Below are 16,587 nucleotides of genomic sequence, written 5' to 3' on the forward strand. Positions count from 1 at the left end.
TGGATGCGGTCAAGTGATGAGGGAGTCTAGGTGATAGATTCTCGTCCTTTTGGATGTTCCAGTGTATGGAAGGTTTAGTGAGTTGAGCAGGTAGTATGCTTGCATGCTTGTTGATAGATGTAAAAAATCTTTGCATTCTTTATTTGATATATCCGTTGAAATGATAAGAGCGTAATCCCTCAGTGCTCCAACATGTGCAGTCTTTGAGGTATGAAAACAAGCTGCACACTCCCAGTTCGCGTTTATCCGATTCATTTGAGTGTTACATTTGGAGCAAAGGACCCCTGTTATCAACTCACTTTTATCAATTCCATAATAGCTTAAGATATCGGGGTTATATGGTTCGTTTAACTTCATCAATAATTTTTTTATCTTTTTCCTTTCTTTCATCAAGAGCACATCCTTTTTATACTGAGCATTGAATTCTTCATACTTACTAAGTAACATCGGGCTTTTAATTACTAACTTTAATGCATTTTTATATGACTCTGAACTATCTACAAAAGTTCGTGGGTTAGTGATAACGACTAATGTTTCAATGGGGATCTTTGGGATTTTGTGCTGTTCTAGCACCTGAGTTAAATGGAAAGATTGTCTTTTTACTTGTTGAATAGGGTCTTCGAAGATTTCTCTTCCTTTACTAGAGGTCCGAATGAGTTGTCCATATTTATCATCAAAGAACAAGTCTCCTGTATAGTTTTTTATCTCTAACAAAATTAGAAATTTCGAAGTTATTATAAGTGTATCAATCTGAAAGAAGAAATCCATATGCTTAATTCGAATGTTTTGGATAATATTCGCCTCTTGTTTTGGTAGATACCGATAAAAATACTGTAGGGACTTTTCGCCATTATGGCCAGCAATATATTTTGCCAGATTTCCTTCCAATTTTGAACGTTCTGGATGACTGCTTTGCAATCTGTTACTGACTGCACCGAGTTTTTGAATGACGTAGGGGGTAAGCGGTTGTTTTTTTATAGAAGAGACCTCCCTTAAACTTATGGACTTAATATAGGAAGTATAGGATGCATAATCTGGTGCTGCAAAAAAGCATTTTCTAAATAACCGAAGCTCAAAATATCAAGAATCAAATAATTACTTAGGGAAATCACATAAAAATTCGCAATCATCACATAAAAAATGGGGATTATCACATAAAAAATGGCATCCATCACATAATTTTATAATCCAGAACTATTAGTACTCCCTACGGAACTATCGCCACCGCCGGTAATGTAGTATAATTCAAATTACTGCTTGAAATAAGCACAAGAACGGTCATGGAGTGATTAGAATGAGTAAAGCAAAAGGCAAGAAAAGCGGCGTAGGGCAAGGAACCGGGAAAAAGGGATGGAACCGTTGGAAATCCAGCAGTAAGAAAAAAGGTCCAAAGCCTTATGTGAGTAAAGGTAAGAATAAACCAGAGAACGAAAGTGGAACAGAAAACAATTAACAAAAATAGAACAGCCCAATGCTGTGAATGAGCCATCTACTACTAAAGCTAGATGGTTTTTATTTTGGAATAAATCGCTCAAATCTACCATAAGATGAACTATTCATTTGTAAATGGGAGGGACGAGCTTTGGCTACACAAAATACGAACTACGCCATTTCAGAAGACTTGATCATAAAATACAACAAGCTTAATGAGAAGAAGAAAGAGCTAGAAAAAGAATTAGACGAGCTAAAAAAAGTATTTCATATTTATTTTGATCAATTAGTCGGTCAAAACGAGAAAGGTGAAGTGACAGTAAACAACTACAAACTGCAGCGCCAGATCCGAAAATCTGAAAAGCTTCATGAAGAAAAGACCGTGAATCGACTTTCTGAATTAAATATGACAGATCTTATTCTTCATGTGCCAAAACCGGATGAAGAAAAAGTAAAGTCTGCAATTCTGCTAGGGTTATTAAGTGAAGGTGATTTGGAAGGGTGCTTGATAAAGAGCGCTTCACAAGCAATTGTTGTTAAAACACTAAAAAACTAAAATGTAAAAAGCAGCTCCCAAAAAGGGAACTGCTTTTTCTTATTCTGCTTTCTGCAGTACGCCCACAGCTTTTGAATTTCTAATTTTCTGCAGGATACCTTGAATAGACGTGTATTCGTCATAGAGGAAGACAAGTGTGTCACCAGGCTCGGAGCACTCCCAAGCTTGGATCAATGCTTCGGCTTCCTTAGGATATACAGAAACCGATGTAATGCCTTCAGCTTCTTTTACACCCATATAAAGGTGATGAACCGTTTCACCTGGAATTCGTCCCCTTAGGTTTACATCTTCTTTTATGATGAAAATATCTGAGTGAGTACCGAATATTCGACCCATCTCTTGTATCGTTTGGTCCTGTCTATCTCCAGCTGCTGAACCCACTGTTATCACGCGACCACTCTTTAGATGATCCACCGTTTCAAAGAGTGCCTTCAAGCCAGCAGGGTTATGCGCATAATCCACCACAATCGTACGATCATGTATATTTAAAACGTTGAAGCGACCTCTGTTTTGATTTTCCGAAGAGAGAAAAGTAATCACTTTGCTTCTTAATTCAGACAAAGGTCTTCCTAATGAATGAGCAGCTGCAAGAGCGCCTAGAACATTTGCAATGTTGTGTCGGGCTGCACCATTAATCGTGATCGGAATATGGGATACAGGAAGAAATCTTTCTGCCTTACCGTTTTCGCTGAATACAACCCAATCATCTTCTAAATACCAAACTTTTAGTCCTTTATTCAACTGATCTTGAATAACTGGATTCATTAGCGATAGGGAGAAGAAGATTACTTCGCCATTGGTATGATTCGCCATATCCACACACCGTGAATCGTCAGCGTTCAATACACATGTCCCTTCTGGAAGAACAACTTCAGCAACCGTTTGCTTTAATTTCTTCAAATCTTCTAACGTTTCTACACCATTCAATCCAAGATGATCCTCACTAACGTTGGTTACGATTCCAACGTTACAATATCGAAACGCTAGTCCTTCGCGCAGCATTCCTCCGCGAGCAGTCTCTAACACGGCGATATCAACTGAAGGATGAGCCAGAACTTTGCGCGCACTTCTTGGTCCGCTGCAATCTCCAGCGTCCAGTTGCTGATCACCCACCCAAACACCATCAGAACACGTATATCCAACCGTTATGTTTTCTTTCTGTAAGAGATGTGAAACCAGACGAGTGGTCGTCGTTTTGCCGTTTGTACCAGTAACAGCAACAACTGGAACGGCAGCTTCCTCACGAGAAGCAAATAGATAGTCTACGATGGCTCCACCTGCATCTCTCTTTTCCCCTTGTGATGGATGAAGATGCATACGGATGCCAGGCGCTGCATTCACTTCAAGAATGGCAGCTTCTCCTTCAACAAAAGGAACCGTGACATCCGGCGATAGAATATCAATTCCTGCAATATCTAGTCCAACTGCAGCTGCCGCTTCAATAGCCATATTACGATAATCAGGATGAACATCATCCGTCACATCAATGGCCGAACCGCCTGTAGAGAGGTTTGCATTACCTAATACTTCTAGAGATTCTCCTTTGTTCAATACAGATTGAAGAGAATAGCCACTTTTCTCAAGATGAACGACCGTACGTTCATCTAAAGGAATCTTGCTCATCGCTTTTTCATGACCATCACCACGTAATGGATTTAAGTTCTCTTCATCAATGAGTTCAGCTATCGTCTTATAGCCGTCACCGATTACAAATGGTGGAAGACGAAGACTTGCTGCAACTAACTCATTATTTACGACAAAAAAACGGTAATCATTGCCTGCATAATATCGTTCTAGAATATATGAAGTACCTTCGCTGAACACGCAGCGGAAAGCAGCAATCAAGTCAGTGTCATTTTGAATATTTGTTATGATGTTCTGTCCCTGCCTGCCGTTGAGCGGTTTAATGACAAGGGGGTAACCAATCTTCTCAGCTGACTGAAGCAGCTCATATTCATTGGAAACAACATCACCTTTAGGAACTGGGAGACCAGCACCTCTTACTAATGTTTTGGTCATATCTTTATCACAAGAATTTTCTACTGCTAAATAAGATGTTTGGGAGGATATGGTCGCCTGGACGGATTTTTGCTTTTTACCTGTTCCAATTCTTAAATAGCTGTTTGTTCCGATACGTTCTACTGGAATCTTTCGTTTTCGTGCAGCTTCATAGATGGCCTCGGTACTCGGACCTAGTTTATGTAGATGGTACAGGTCAGAGGTATGGGTGATGTAAGAATCAGCACTAATTTGTTTCCCATCTAAGATAGCGGTTACAATTTCGAGAGCTGCTTCGAATGCATAAAAACCTGATTTTGGTTCCGCATAATCATACGTTACAAAGTAAATTCCTTTTCGTTCACTTGTAATCGTTTTGCCACGTTTGACTGAGATACCAGCAAGGTGTTGAATTTCAAGTGCGATATGCTCTAAGATATGTCCAATCCACGTTCCTTCATGAAGGCGCTCTACGAATCCGCCTGCATACCCTCTTGAACAAGTATGTGTGTGAAGGGAAGGAATGACTTTTAACAATGTATCTACAAACCCGGGTATTGTATTAGAGGGTTTTTCTTCAAATTCTTCTATATCAAGCTCAATCCATATAGTAGGTTTAAAGCTGTAAAGGTTCGGTCCCGTTAAGTAATTGACGCGGTTGATTTTCATTAAGACGCTCTCTCCTTAAGTGATGATTAATTCTCGTTTGTATAAGTCAAATACAGCACCCGCTCCAAGTGTATGAAAACGGATATCGGAAATCGTCATATTTCCTTTATTCTCAGCAATATCTACATACGTTGATGTTTTGCCATCAAATATGCTCACGTTGTATTCACCAATCACCTCAAACTGCTTGCCGTCGTTATGAACCCAGATTGCCGTGTTTTCATCGATACCGATGCCAATAATCTGAGGATTTAACGCGATCGCACGCATGAGACGACTAAACCGGTCACGCTGAGAAAAGTGCTGATCAATTATTACGTCTTCTAAAAATCCAAAGCCTGAACCTAACTCAAGTATAGAAACATCTTCTTTTTCAAACAGCTTTGATGAAATAATCATCAATCTACTCATAACAGCAGCACCGGCACTCGTTCCACCGATGATCAATCCGTCTTGCCACTCTCGAAAGAGGTGTTTATAAAAGGATGTTCCACCTAAAATACTTGTCAGTCTTAATTGGTCGCCTCCTGTCATGAAAAGACCAGACAGAGAAGAAAGCTGTTCGGGTAATTCAGGGTCTTCCGCTTTTTCACGGGAATCTAAATGGAAAAGCAGTGGCTTAGTACCATGCAATGTTTGAAACAGTTGATAATATTCACTGCCTACTTCTTCCGGATAGCCGGATGCTGTTGTCAGGATTCCTATTGGACCTTGACGATTTTTACATAGTGCAGAGAATCTGGATAAGATTATTTTTTTTTCGCTCTTGTCCTCATTGCCACCAATGATCAGCAGATCACCTTTTGCCATCTTTCATCAGCCTCTTATTCATTAAGTAGTAGGAAAAACAGGTCGAAATAATCGTCCATTTCGCCCTGTTATGTATTCCACGATTCGCTAGTATTCAAACCTATTTGAGGAATTATTTTACTGTTTATTTAAATAGTTAAAATTTTTGTAAAATTATATAGATTCTTGTCAAAACAATTAGTATAATTTACCTATTGGGAGTATTTTACTTTCTATTTTTCCAAGGGGAGGAGTTAAGGGTCATTTAACAATATAAAGGGAGGATGTATAAATGGAAAAAACATTACTTCTTCGATCCTACGAAATTAATACGAGTACTATGGCACTCTTACCGTTTTATAACGAATATGGAGAGGTTCAAACCGAAATTCTAGAAAGCGAAAAAAACGAAAGAGTTGCACTCAGCCCCATAAAAATTATTAACGAGAGCTGTTTGTTTTTTGGATCTAGCTATGAAGGCAGGCGTGAAGCAGTTCGTCGGTCTATGGGCTATGTGAGTTTATCCCCGATCATGATTAACCTCGAACTAGGCATTTTCTTTTTTCCTGTAGAATCTCCTAAGAATGAAACGTGCATCTGGTTATCCCAATCGCATGTTCAACGAATAGATTCCATAGATTCTGACACGTGCAGTGTCCACTTTAAAAACACCGCTAATTTAATTTTACCCCAATCTAAATATGCATTAGAGGCGAAATTGTTCCGAACTGCACAATACAGATATATCCTTAGCGAACGAGTAAATGAACGAATGATGAGATATTGAAAATAATAGAATAATAGTACGAACACGCCCGATGCAAACTTGTACGGGCGTGTTTTGATTGGTTAAATGTCCCTTGAAAACTTGGAACTTTCTTCCTAATTATTCGTATAACATTTTGAGGAGGAGATATAATGAAACATTTTATTAGCTGTATCGTTACCGTTTTCTTATTATTAGTCATCAACTTTGTGGTGGCAAATCTATTAGGAGTGGCGTTTATTGATACTTCATTATTTGTTGGTTTGATATTTGCTCTCACGATTCGATTTTTCACTTCGAAAGGTGGACTTTCATCAAACATGGTTCGCATGCAGGCGCAAGCTATGACCGGAATCAAGGTTGAAGAAGAAAAAGCAACGTTCAAACCGAGTTATCCTTATTATACCGCAGTTATTTATACCCTCGTTTCATTCATCTCCATATTCGTTTATTACAAAGATTATTTTATTTAGTATATAGTTGATTTTTGAAGGGAAGATGGCAACAATGGATATTGAACTTCTTTTGAAAAATTTAAACAGGAGTGTGTCCATACATTGAACCTTCGTTTTGGTCGTTTATCATTATGGTTTTGTATTGCTGGAATACTACTTGCTGGCTGGCCGTTCATCGTTCGAGATGATGTAGCTCAACAAGTTGCTATCTTTCTTTTTAGTGGAATCATGTTGTATTTTATCGGTGTCATCTTTAGCGTTATAGCTATTGTGAAGAAAGAAGCTGGAAAAGCTAAGTTTTTTGGACTGTTTTTTATCTTGTTCATGGCTCTGATCTCTATATTCGGTCTGCTGTTGTTATCGTTTGGGATCGGTGGAAAATAAGTTTATGTATTTACTAAAAAAGCCTTTCCCAGGTGGGAGAGGCTTTTTTCCATTTATGCTTGTTTTCTTCCCTCTTCTTCAAGTACAACATCTTCATCGAACGGAGTATCAAATTCCGTAGAAATAGGTGCAGAGAATAAGGAGATTCCTATTATACTAACCAGTCCAGCTGACATTCCATAAAGAATAGGGTTCGTTGCTGTGAGTCCTTCGATAAAGAGTCCTGCTAGGACAACAACTGTAGAAATTAAAATGGCATAGAATCCTGAGTTAGGAGTCGCTCGTTTCCAAAAGAACGTCATAACGAGCGGGATGAAGATCGCTCCAGATAGAATCGCATAAGCTACATCAAGTGCAACGAGTACATCTTGAATCCATATGGAAAAAGTAATCGCGATTAAGCCGATCACAAGTGTTGTGAGTCTTGATGCTGTAATCATTTGTTTGTCAGTAGGAGACTTCATAAAATATTGTTTTAAGATGTCGTTCGTAATCAGAGTAGAAGACGCTAGTAAAGAACCAGATGCTGTTGACATAAGTGCTGAACACACACTTGCAAGCACAAGCCCTAAGATACCCGTTGGTAAAATGGTAAGAGCCATCTCAGCAAACGTATTCTGCGGGTTATCTAATGAAGGCAGCACGATGAATGCACACATACCGATAATGCTTCCTGCAATCGCGTATGCAAAACTATAAACTCCTGCAAAGATCGATCCATTTCTAGCTATCTTACTAGATTTTGCTGTGAAGACACGTTGCCAGATGTCTTGTGATACGACCATACCGAGTGCAAACAACAAAAAGTATTGGAAGATCTGCTGATAACCGATTCCTGTGAAATCTAGGTGAGATTCAGGAAGTTTTGTTAATAGATTTCCTAAACCATCTACCTTTGAAAGACTCATAGGAACCATAATGAAGAAGATACCAACCGTCATTACGATGAATTGAATAATATCCGTGACTGTAACACTCCACATTCCACCTAGTATTGTATAGAAGAGGACGATACCTCCTCCAACTAACATGGAAGTCGTTAAGCTCCACCCTAAGAGTACATTGATGATCGTTCCCATCCCGATCACTTGGGTAACTGCGATCATCAAAGTATATATAGAAGCCACGATGGCACTTAAAAGACGTGTTTCCGATTTGTACCGTTTTCCCAAAAGTTCACTGATCGTTGTAACTTTTAATGAATCGATCTTTTTAATAAATATCGTACCTAAAAGAATAATACCTAAACCAATCATTGATACAAACCAAATACCGGAAATTCCGAATTGATAACCTAGCTTTGTCGTTCCGATGGTTGCTGCTCCACCTAAAATAACGGCAGATAAACAACCAAGATACATAAACATGCCAAGGTTGCGTCCTGCTAATGTGAAATCTTCAGAAGTCTTTGCTTTAGTTGAGCCAATAATTCCTGCACCGATCAATACGGCAAAATACAAAAGAATAATAACTGTATCAAAAGTTTGCATAATAAAAAACCTCCTTTTTAGTGTAATGATTTAACCGTGTCATTTAAGCGTTTTGATAGTTTTCCGACAGTTGAGCATGAACTTCATCCAAATATTCTTCAAGTGACTCTTGAAGGACAGCAAGACCTTGATCAATTTGTTCTTGATTAATAGTAAGAGGAGGAATCATTCTGATGACTTCACCATGATTTCCACAAAGATAAAAGAGAACGCCTTTCTCTAAACACTTGTCTAGAATATTCATCAGTGCTTGACCGTCTGGTTTACCTGTAAAAGGATCGATGATTTCAATTCCAATCATAAGTCCTACTGCACGAATACTCCCGATCAAAGGAGTCTTTTCTTGAAGTTCTTTCAATCTTGCAACTGCATAATTTCCCATGTTTTTTGAGTTTTCTATGAGATTTTCTTTTGTTAAAACATCTATTGTTGCGAGCGCTGCTTCACAAGCGATTGGGTTTCCACCAAATGTTGTCCCGTGACTGCCAAGTGGCCATTGCTGCATGAGTTCTTTAGAAGCAACTGTTGCACTTAGTGGCAATCCTGAAGCAATACCTTTTGCGATAGCCATGATGTCGGGCGTAACTCCGAACGTTTGAGCAGCGAACCATTCACCTGTTCTTCCGAATCCCGTCTGAACTTCATCGAAAATCAGCAAGATGCCATGTCTGTCACAAACTTCTCTAATTTTCTTCAGCCAGCCACTCGGTGGAACGATGTAGCCTCCTTCACCTAGAACAGGTTCTACAATCATACAGGCGACTTCTTCTGGTGTTACTTGATGGTTGAACAATGTTTCAAAATCTTTCTCAAGCTTCTCGATGACATACGTTTCTGGATCTTCACCAGCTGGAGCACTTTTTACATCGGCATAGGGAACTTGATAGGCAAGACCGTTCGGTTGTAAAAACTTGCGGTATTTACTTTTGGAAGTTGTCACGCTCAACGCACCTAGTGATCGACCATGAAAGCATCCGGTAAAAGAAATAACGTAAGGTCTTTTAGTCACGTGCTTAGCGAGTTTCAGAGCACCTTCTATGGCTTCGGTTCCACTGTTGGCAAAAAAGAAACAGTCCAAATCACCTGGTAGAACATGAGCTAGTTCTTTAGAAAGTTTCAGGATCGATTCATACATGATGACTCCAGATGGTCCGTGCATGAGGTGATCTGCTGCATCTTTGATCGCTTGGACCACTTTTGGATGACGATGGCCAGTATTTGCCGTTGCAATACCAGAAGTGAAATCAAGATACTGCTTTCCATCCAGCCCATAATAATAGCAGCCCTCTGCTTTTACGACAGGTAGGTTCGGATGATCTTTTGCCATACTTGGTGCTAGTAGGTTAGGCATTTCGTTTACAAGGTTACTCCAGTTGTTCATTGACACGTGTATTACCTCCTAGATATTCCATTCTCAAGTTGTATAAATAATTTCTATATAGAATATACATGCAAGGATCGTGCCAAAAAACTAAATAATCTGATATTTTTTCATTTTTCTTACAATTGAAGGCTGACTTGTGCCGAGTGCTTCTGCCATCCGTATGGTCGTTCTATATTTCTTTCTAGCTGCTAATAAAATCTGTTTCTCTCTATCATCCAACATCTGTTTAAGTGTTTGTTCGATAGGAATAGATGGAGAGGGGATTGATGCACCTTCTTTTACATGATCAGGAAGATGTTCATCCGTAATAAGAGTCGTAGGAGAGAGTACTACCAATCGTTCCATGATGTTAATCAGTTCCCGTACATTTCCTCTCCATTCATAATGCAGAAGATGATGAATGACCGCTTCATCTAATCTTTTCTTTTTGTTATATTTTTTTTCAAATTGCTGTAAAAGCATATGTATGAGTGGTACGATATCTTCCGTTCTCTTCCTGAGTGGGGGAATCGTGACGGGTACAACATTTAAACGAAAATAGAGATCTTCACGAAACTGTTTCTCATGGATCGCTTTTTGAAGATCTTTATTCGTAGCAGAAATCAGTCGGAAATCTACTTGGATTGGTTTCGTTCCGCCTACTCGATAAAACCGTTTTTCTTGAATGACTTTTAAGACTTTAACTTGATGTTGAAGGGGAAGTTCCCCGATTTCATCTAAGAAGAGTGTACCTCCGTTCGATAGTTCAATAAGGCCGACTTTGCCTTTTTGATGCGCCCCTGTAAAAGCCCCAGGCTCATAACCGAAAAGTTCTGCTTCAAATAATGAATCAGGAATAGCTCCACAGTTAACCTCAATGAAAGGACCTTTTCTGCGATGACTCTTATTGTGAATAAATTTAGCCAACAATGATTTTCCAACACCAGATTCTCCTAAAATAAGTGCATTCACATCTACTTCAGACAACTGGCGTGCAGTAGAAAGAGCTTTTTGCATATCTGCACTTTTAGCGATGATTCCAGCATCATGAAGCTGTTTGTTCCTCAATAGCCCTAACTCCGTTTTCACACGTTGCATTTCTTCTTCCATTGCAAACAAAAACTCTTTGTATTGAGCGAGTTCAGTAATGTCATGTGAGTAGCTTACAATTCGGTATAGTTCGCCTTGTTCGTTATATACGGGGATCCCTGTAACAAGGAGCTTTTTTCCTTTATTCGTGGTTTGAACAAAGGTAATTTTTTTATTTTCTTTTACTACCATTGGTGTGAGAATAGGAGTGAATAAACCTTGAGCTTCTAAATCATAGACAGATTTTCCAATCAAGCTTTCTGACTCTACTCCGTAAATTTTTCCTGTAACTTCACTCACTTTAAGGATGATGCCTTCCACATTCGTAACTAAGATATCGTCTTTTAAAGAATGAAGAATCTGTTCGTTTTCGTTCCAGTCTTTTAATTGAGTCACGTTCATCAGTCCTTTAGCAACAGAATAAAATATTCAATTCTGAATAATTATTTATTTATGAATAATTATACGACTACTTGTTTGGATTAGATATAGGAACAAATCATTTTTTTAAAAGAAATATGGAGGGGAATACGGTCAGAAGAGGTGGAAAGAAGTTGAAAGGGAGGATACAAATAAAAAAAGGGCCAATACGAATGGCCCTTTTAGTCTTTCATTATAGAAGTTCTGTTTTTAATTCAACGTCAATGTTTCCGCTAGTTGCTTTAGAATAAGGACAAACACCGTGAGCAGTTTTAACTAATTCTTCTGCTTCTTCTTGTGTTACACCATTAACACCCACGTTCAGCACGACAGCTAACTTAAAACCGCCATCTGTATCTTTTCCGATAGAAACTTCAGCCGTCACTTTAGATTCAATTCGTTTTTTGCTTTGACGTGCAACTAAGTTTAGTGCTGAATCAAAGCAAGCGGCATATCCTGCTGCAAATAGTTGCTCAGGGTTTGTTGCGTTCTCGCTTCCTGATCCACCAAGCGCTTTTGGCATAGCTAATTCATGATTCAGAACACCGTTATCACTCTTAACCGTACCTGCTCTTCCACCTTCAGCTGTTGCTTTTGCTGTGTATAATGCTTCCATTCCAAACACTCCTTTTGTGTAAAATTAAATTGTGTACAACTTAATAACTCCTAATCATCATAACGTATCCTTTTTATAGAGTCAAACAATTTAATTGTGTAAAACTAAATTGTGTTATAATGCAAGTACCCTTTACAAAAAGAAAGGAAACATCATGAAAAATGAAACTTTAAAATTAGAAAACCAAATATGTTTTAAAATTTATACAGCAGAACGTGAAATCACAAAGCTTTATAGAGAGTTGTTAAAAGAACTCAACGTGACTTATCCACAATATTTAGTATTGCTTCTTTTATGGGAAAAACATTCATTATCTATAAAAGAATTAGGGCAAAGATTATTTTTAGATTCAGGGACCCTAACTCCCATGTTAAAGCGTATGGAGATCAATGGTCTTGTTGAAAGAAAGAGATCAGAACAAGATGAGCGAAGTGTGATCGTGTCTGTAACGAAAAAAGGAAATGCTTTAAAAGAAAAAGCTGAGTGTATTCCTAGTCAGCTTGTTGATAATATTCCGATGAAAAAAGAAGAACTTTCTTTATTAAGTGAAACGTTATCAAATATGTTAGAACAGTTGCAGTATCATTCAAAATGATAGACGAAAAGACGCTTAGAACAATTCTAAGCGTCTTTTTTTAACCAGATCTCCTTTACAGGAAGCGGTACTCTAGCGTCAATGCGTGTACACGTCATATGAATGTAAATAAAAATACCTTGGCTGTAAAAGCCAAGGTATGTAAGGTTAGTTACTGTTATTTGCTTCATCATCTCGCATCAGCCAGCCTTCAAAGTGGCGCTTAACGTAATTTTCGGCATCTTGATAGCTTGCAAATGTTTCATCTACTGGATGTGTCTTATGTGTGATCAGCCATGTTTGGTTATCTTCAGAATAGATCTTCGATACTTCACGGTGATTGTTCACATATAAGCTGCCATCAGGATTTTCCTTAACGTTATGTTCGTTCTTCGGTGGATCGATTCGTCTAGGCTGTTCATGAAAAGCTGCTCCTACGAACTTTTCGAACGCTTCAGAAGTCATGTTTCCACCTGATGCTTTAGGATGTCCACCGCCACCATACTGCTTCGCATAAATGGAGCAATCCACTTCATCATGAATGGTACGAAGACCGATCCGTTTGTTTGCGATATTAAGGATTACGATCAAGTCTAAATGAGGATTTTCACGATTGATCTCGTTTCCGAGCTCAGAGTGATAGCGTTCAGCATGTAGGATTCCAATCTTATACGTTTTCTCTTCAGATCCTTCGCCTAAAGACCAAGTATCCCAGATCTCGACCATCTGACGTTGTTTCTTTTTAATGTAATCAGCAATATTTTCTTCTTCTAGATCGAGAATCGTTGTTTCTGTTTCTGAGAACTGAAAAGAATCACCTTTTAAACGATCCATGATCTGATCCTCAAATTTATCAGGAGGAAGGATAAAGAATAAGTCGTTCAATCGCTTAGCTTCAACCTTCTGATCAAACCATTCCCACGTATCATACAAACGAACAAGCTCCACATATTCATCGAGTGCGCCTGTGGGTTTAAGCTTACCGTTCTCGATCAAATATTCATAAAAAAGGGAAGTAGCACATGTTAAACGTTCATCATCATAACGAACTTGAACGTGCCCCCAATCAAACCCATTGAAATGAAGCGCTGTCGCATGGTGGTCGATCAGCTTCACTTTTCCTCCTGCATTCGAACGTTCATCAAGTCGCATCATTAACTCTTCGTTAACAGCGATATCGGTAATAATAATTTCTGTTTTTCTTTCTTTTGGATTATCAAGCAGCATCTCTACACGGTCGTTAATCGTTCCGTGTGAACAATATGAAATTTTACAATTGTCTCCAAATGCGAGTTGTGCTAAATAACCGCACGATTTTCCGTCTAAATCATTGTGTGAAAATAAATGAATCATGTCAGTATCCTCTCTATTATGCTCTCTGTCTAGAGTATCGTCATAAAGCCTAAAGTTCAACCTTTAAAAAAATTTACTATATAGGCTTATTGTCTTTATGAATAGACCGAGCTGTTGCATTCCTATATATAGGTGAGGGTAATTACAATTCTTCATACGAAAACGAGAAAAATACATTTACAACGGATGGAATTAGGTGGAAAATGGTTAGGTGGGTAATTATGTAAATTGGGGGTTTTGATGTGCAGGAATTTCTGAAAGTGTTTCAGAATAAAAACTTCAGAAAGTTGTTTTTTGCTGGTTTTACTTCAATGATGGGAAGTATTATCGGTGTTACAGCTTTTATGTTTTATTTGCTAGATAAGTTTGGTGAACAGCCTTTTTATGCAACCCTTGCCGAATTGATGTATTCTTTACCAACACTAGCTGTATTCTTTCTTGTAGGGGTGTTAGCTGATCGTATGGATCGTCAGAAGATCGCTCTCTATTGCGACTGGATCTGTGCAGGCCTATGCCTTCTATTAATGGGTGCAATTTGGCTAGATTGGATGCCTCTAATCTTTGTGATACTGTTCTTAAGGAGTGCAGTGGGGAAATTCTTTCATCCAGCTGACCAAGCGATGGTACAAGGTGTACTTTCGAAAGAGGAGTATGCCATTGCGGCGGGTTTAAATCAAATGGTAGGTAGTTTGTTTATGCTATTTGGAAATATGATCGCCATTTTTATTTATTGGAGTGTAGGAATACAAGGAGCCATTGCATTTGATCTTCTTACATATGTTTTATCAGCATTGTTCATTATGAGTATGAAAGTAAATGAGGATGTTCGTCTCCCGAACGGACAACATACGTTCAAAGATATTCGAGTAAAGATGGTATGGAAGGATTTTGTTTCAGGTTTTGTTTACATCAAACAATCTAAACTTCTGCTTTCGTTAATCTTTGGTTTTTTCTTGTTTGGTATAGTAAATGGTGGATTATCAGTGATGCCGGCATTTATCATGAAATACAAATTAGCACCAGACAATTATGAACAAATGATGATGTGGATGGGTATCCTATTCGGTGTATCCATACTCTCTGGCAGTGTATTATGTTCGATGCTCGCTAAAAAGATTAGACTCTCGTATGCCATTGTTCTCGGTCTGTTTGTTAGTGGCGTATCCCTTAGTTTTTGCGCGCTTGCGCCAAATGTATGGTCATTCTTTATTTTGACCGGATTGGCTGGGTTTAGCATACCATTAATCAATATTGGGATCGGAGGCTGGTTACCCAAAATCGTTGACCCGAAAATGATGGGACGTGTCCAAGGATGGATCTCACCGATCAATATGTTATCTCATACGATGACTCTCGGTTTAATCGCAGTGCTTTTCCCAAAAGTCCTAACTGTGGAAATGCTATTTTGGGTGGTCGGAGGATGTCTAATTGTGGTTGGACTTTTCTATATGTTAACTCTACCTAAGTATGATTTGGATGAAGAAGAAAACAATAAAGAGCTGCAATTAGAAAAAGTACCAGGTTAAAGGTGGAGATTATGGCGAACCCCTTTTATAATGAAAAACGGAGGGGAAGTCATGGCAACATTTCAAACCGTACTATTCTGGATCTTTTTGATCTTACCAATCATTCTTTTCTTTGTAGCAATTGCAAGAACTTCATGGGTTTTAATGCTTGTAAACCTGTTTTTAGCCCTGCCGATCATTTGGTTTGTGAGCTGGGTTACAGAAAGTTATGGAGCTGTCTTTGTGATAATTGCGATCCATTTATTCACAGGAGTATGGCTATGGACGAAAAGACAGAGATTGGATTTTAGATCTTTTTAACAATGCTGAGCAAAATTTTATTTGCTCAGTTTTTTTTATGACGTTTTTTCGATTTAGTATTAAAACTTTGTAAGTGACACTTCATTTAATAAGAATATTCCGACTATTATTTTATTTGAAAAACATCGTAAATAAAAGAAATTAATAGAAAATAATTGATTTGTTTCTTTTATATGAAATTAAACGCCGTTTTTTGGATATTTTCGTATGAAACATTAAAATTTTGAAGTTTTTACTTCGTTTACAAGGAGCGAAAGCAGGAGTAATATATTTCTTATCGTAAAACTTTAAAATTTTTCCATGACCGCTGAATCCATTTTTGGAACGGAGGAACCATCGGCAGTTTTTTATTGCCTGGGGTGAAACTTATTAAGTCGGGCGACTTCTGCCGTCCGAACCCGTCAGCTAACTTCGTAAGCGTGGTAGGAGAGGGAAGGTGAACATTAACAAAGAGTAATGACAACTTAAAATATGATATTTATATCATGCGTCTTTATCGCTTAATTCCTAAAACTTTTAGGAAGCGGGGGAACCAATCGCAGTCCAACGTGACTGCATGGGGTGAATCTCGAGAGATCGAGTAGGGCTACTCTCAAGCCCGAATCCGTCAGCTAACTCCGTAAGCGTTCAGAGAGAGGCAACAAATTTCGTGTATTCACACGCTTATTCAAGTATGTGTAGAAGCCGCGAGAAGAGTTCCTCTTCCGCAGGCTTCTTTTTTGTTGCCTTTTTTTCACTATCCCAAAGTATAACTTGTTGGCACGAGGATTTTCGACGTAGCAACAAGTTTAAGACGATAGTATAAGTG

At 38.5% G+C, this 16,587-nt stretch carries 16 protein-coding genes and 2 riboswitches; of the genes, 8 read left to right on the forward strand and 8 right to left on the reverse strand.

The annotated features are described in order from the left end of the window. Positions 1 to 9: 9 nt before the first annotated feature. Positions 10 to 888, reverse strand: coding sequence for a nuclease-related domain-containing protein (locus ABE65_RS06095; RefSeq protein ID WP_197480345.1), 879 nt, complete (start codon positions 886 to 888; stop codon positions 10 to 12). Between the two features lie 406 nt (positions 889 to 1,294). Between ABE65_RS06095 and ABE65_RS21455 the strand changes: the two genes are divergently transcribed. Together ABE65_RS21455 and ABE65_RS06100 are read left to right on the forward strand one after the other, a co-directional pair. Beyond that, entirely contained in the window at positions 1,295 to 1,453 is a 159-nt protein-coding gene (locus ABE65_RS21455; RefSeq protein WP_082861310.1) for a DUF3934 family protein, read from the forward strand. 129 nt (positions 1,454 to 1,582) lie between these two features. After that, entirely contained in the window at positions 1,583 to 1,987 is a 405-nt protein-coding gene (locus ABE65_RS06100) for a hypothetical protein (protein ID WP_231887860.1), read from the forward strand. A gap of 39 nt (positions 1,988 to 2,026) precedes the next feature. On the opposite strand, the gene cphA is transcribed toward ABE65_RS06100, so the two are convergent. Together cphA and ABE65_RS06110 are read right to left on the reverse strand one after the other, a co-directional pair. Next, positions 2,027 to 4,654 (reverse strand): cyanophycin synthetase, encoded by a 2,628-nt coding sequence (gene cphA / locus ABE65_RS06105; RefSeq protein WP_066392447.1) that lies wholly within the window; start codon positions 4,652 to 4,654, stop codon positions 2,027 to 2,029. Positions 4,655 to 4,669: 15 nt separating this feature from the next. Continuing rightward, positions 4,670 to 5,464: a cyanophycinase gene (locus tag ABE65_RS06110; RefSeq protein WP_066392448.1), complete on the reverse strand. Its 795-nt coding sequence runs from the start codon at positions 5,462 to 5,464 to the stop codon at positions 4,670 to 4,672. 271 nt (positions 5,465 to 5,735) lie between these two features. Here ABE65_RS06110 and ABE65_RS06115 point away from each other — a divergent pair, with 271 nt between their 5' ends. The 3 genes from ABE65_RS06115 to ABE65_RS06125 all read left to right on the forward strand — a co-directional run bounded on the left by ABE65_RS06115 (position 5,736) and on the right by ABE65_RS06125 (position 7,048). Continuing rightward, on the forward strand, positions 5,736 to 6,230 hold the full coding sequence (locus ABE65_RS06115) for a competence protein ComK (protein WP_066392449.1): 495 nt from the start codon (positions 5,736 to 5,738) through the stop codon (positions 6,228 to 6,230). Positions 6,231 to 6,361: 131 nt separating this feature from the next. After that, the gene (locus ABE65_RS06120) at positions 6,362 to 6,682 is read left to right on the forward strand and encodes a hypothetical protein (RefSeq protein ID WP_066392451.1); all 321 of its coding nucleotides are present in this window, start codon (positions 6,362 to 6,364) and stop codon (positions 6,680 to 6,682) included. An 84-nt stretch (positions 6,683 to 6,766) separates the two neighbouring features. Next, entirely contained in the window at positions 6,767 to 7,048 is a 282-nt protein-coding gene (locus tag ABE65_RS06125) for a hypothetical protein (RefSeq protein ID WP_066392454.1), read from the forward strand. A 53-nt stretch (positions 7,049 to 7,101) separates the two neighbouring features. Here ABE65_RS06125 and ABE65_RS06130 read toward each other — a convergent pair whose 3' ends face one another. The 4 genes from ABE65_RS06130 to ABE65_RS06145 all read right to left on the reverse strand — a co-directional run bounded on the left by ABE65_RS06130 (position 7,102) and on the right by ABE65_RS06145 (position 12,026). After that, on the reverse strand, positions 7,102 to 8,538 hold the full coding sequence (locus tag ABE65_RS06130; protein WP_066392459.1) for a sodium:solute symporter family protein: 1,437 nt from the start codon (positions 8,536 to 8,538) through the stop codon (positions 7,102 to 7,104). A gap of 43 nt (positions 8,539 to 8,581) precedes the next feature. Continuing rightward, positions 8,582 to 9,919, reverse strand: a complete 1,338-nt coding sequence (locus ABE65_RS06135) for an aspartate aminotransferase family protein (protein WP_066399830.1) — start codon at positions 9,917 to 9,919, stop codon at positions 8,582 to 8,584. A gap of 90 nt (positions 9,920 to 10,009) precedes the next feature. After that, positions 10,010 to 11,386: a sigma-54 interaction domain-containing protein gene (locus tag ABE65_RS06140; protein ID WP_231887861.1), complete on the reverse strand. Its 1,377-nt coding sequence runs from the start codon at positions 11,384 to 11,386 to the stop codon at positions 10,010 to 10,012. 217 nt (positions 11,387 to 11,603) lie between these two features. After that, positions 11,604 to 12,026 (reverse strand): organic hydroperoxide resistance protein, encoded by a 423-nt coding sequence (locus tag ABE65_RS06145; protein WP_066392468.1) that lies wholly within the window; start codon positions 12,024 to 12,026, stop codon positions 11,604 to 11,606. 154 nt (positions 12,027 to 12,180) lie between these two features. Between ABE65_RS06145 and ABE65_RS06150 the strand changes: the two genes are divergently transcribed. Further along, on the forward strand, positions 12,181 to 12,621 hold the full coding sequence (locus ABE65_RS06150) for a MarR family winged helix-turn-helix transcriptional regulator (RefSeq protein ID WP_066392470.1): 441 nt from the start codon (positions 12,181 to 12,183) through the stop codon (positions 12,619 to 12,621). 147 nt (positions 12,622 to 12,768) lie between these two features. Here the strand turns inward: ABE65_RS06150 and ABE65_RS06155 are convergent, their stop codons facing one another. Continuing rightward, positions 12,769 to 13,953 (reverse strand): DHH family phosphoesterase, encoded by a 1,185-nt coding sequence (locus tag ABE65_RS06155; protein WP_066392473.1) that lies wholly within the window; start codon positions 13,951 to 13,953, stop codon positions 12,769 to 12,771. A 242-nt stretch (positions 13,954 to 14,195) separates the two neighbouring features. Here ABE65_RS06155 and ABE65_RS06160 point away from each other — a divergent pair, with 242 nt between their 5' ends. Both ABE65_RS06160 and ABE65_RS06165 read left to right on the forward strand, forming a co-directional pair. Beyond that, entirely contained in the window at positions 14,196 to 15,479 is a 1,284-nt protein-coding gene (locus ABE65_RS06160; protein ID WP_066392478.1) for an MFS transporter, read from the forward strand. A 51-nt stretch (positions 15,480 to 15,530) separates the two neighbouring features. Further along, entirely contained in the window at positions 15,531 to 15,779 is a 249-nt protein-coding gene (locus ABE65_RS06165; RefSeq protein ID WP_066392480.1) for a hypothetical protein, read from the forward strand. 295 nt (positions 15,780 to 16,074) lie between these two features. After that, positions 16,075 to 16,215: riboswitch (cyclic di-AMP (ydaO/yuaA leader) on the forward strand. A 51-nt stretch (positions 16,216 to 16,266) separates the two neighbouring features. After that, positions 16,267 to 16,421, forward strand: a riboswitch (cyclic di-AMP (ydaO/yuaA leader). Positions 16,422 to 16,587: the final 166 nt, after the last annotated feature.

It is taken from the genome of Fictibacillus phosphorivorans (genome assembly GCF_001629705.1).
Taxonomy (GTDB): Bacteria; Bacillota; Bacilli; order Bacillales; family Fictibacillaceae; genus Fictibacillus; species Fictibacillus phosphorivorans_A.

What these genes read in the sequence shown, in the direction of transcription:
- ABE65_RS06165 (WP_066392480.1), top strand. Translation starts at nt 15,531, where the DNA reads ATGGCAACATTTCAAACCGTACTATTCTGGATCTTTTTGATCTTACCA.
- ABE65_RS06120 (WP_066392451.1), top strand. Translation starts at nt 6,362, where the DNA reads ATGAAACATTTTATTAGCTGTATCGTTACCGTTTTCTTATTATTAGTC.
- ABE65_RS06145 (WP_066392468.1), bottom strand. Translation starts at nt 12,026, where the DNA reads ATGGAAGCATTATACACAGCAAAAGCAACAGCTGAAGGTGGAAGAGCA.
- ABE65_RS06155 (WP_066392473.1), bottom strand. Translation starts at nt 13,953, where the DNA reads ATGATTCATTTATTTTCACACAATGATTTAGACGGAAAATCGTGCGGT.
- ABE65_RS06110 (WP_066392448.1), bottom strand. Translation starts at nt 5,464, where the DNA reads ATGGCAAAAGGTGATCTGCTGATCATTGGTGGCAATGAGGACAAGAGC.
- ABE65_RS06150 (WP_066392470.1), top strand. Translation starts at nt 12,181, where the DNA reads ATGAAAAATGAAACTTTAAAATTAGAAAACCAAATATGTTTTAAAATT.
- ABE65_RS06115 (WP_066392449.1), top strand. Translation starts at nt 5,736, where the DNA reads ATGGAAAAAACATTACTTCTTCGATCCTACGAAATTAATACGAGTACT.
- cphA (WP_066392447.1), bottom strand. Translation starts at nt 4,654, where the DNA reads ATGAAAATCAACCGCGTCAATTACTTAACGGGACCGAACCTTTACAGC.
- ABE65_RS06135 (WP_066399830.1), bottom strand. Translation starts at nt 9,919, where the DNA reads ATGAACAACTGGAGTAACCTTGTAAACGAAATGCCTAACCTACTAGCA.
- ABE65_RS06130 (WP_066392459.1), bottom strand. Translation starts at nt 8,538, where the DNA reads ATGCAAACTTTTGATACAGTTATTATTCTTTTGTATTTTGCCGTATTG.
- ABE65_RS21455 (WP_082861310.1), top strand. Translation starts at nt 1,295, where the DNA reads ATGAGTAAAGCAAAAGGCAAGAAAAGCGGCGTAGGGCAAGGAACCGGG.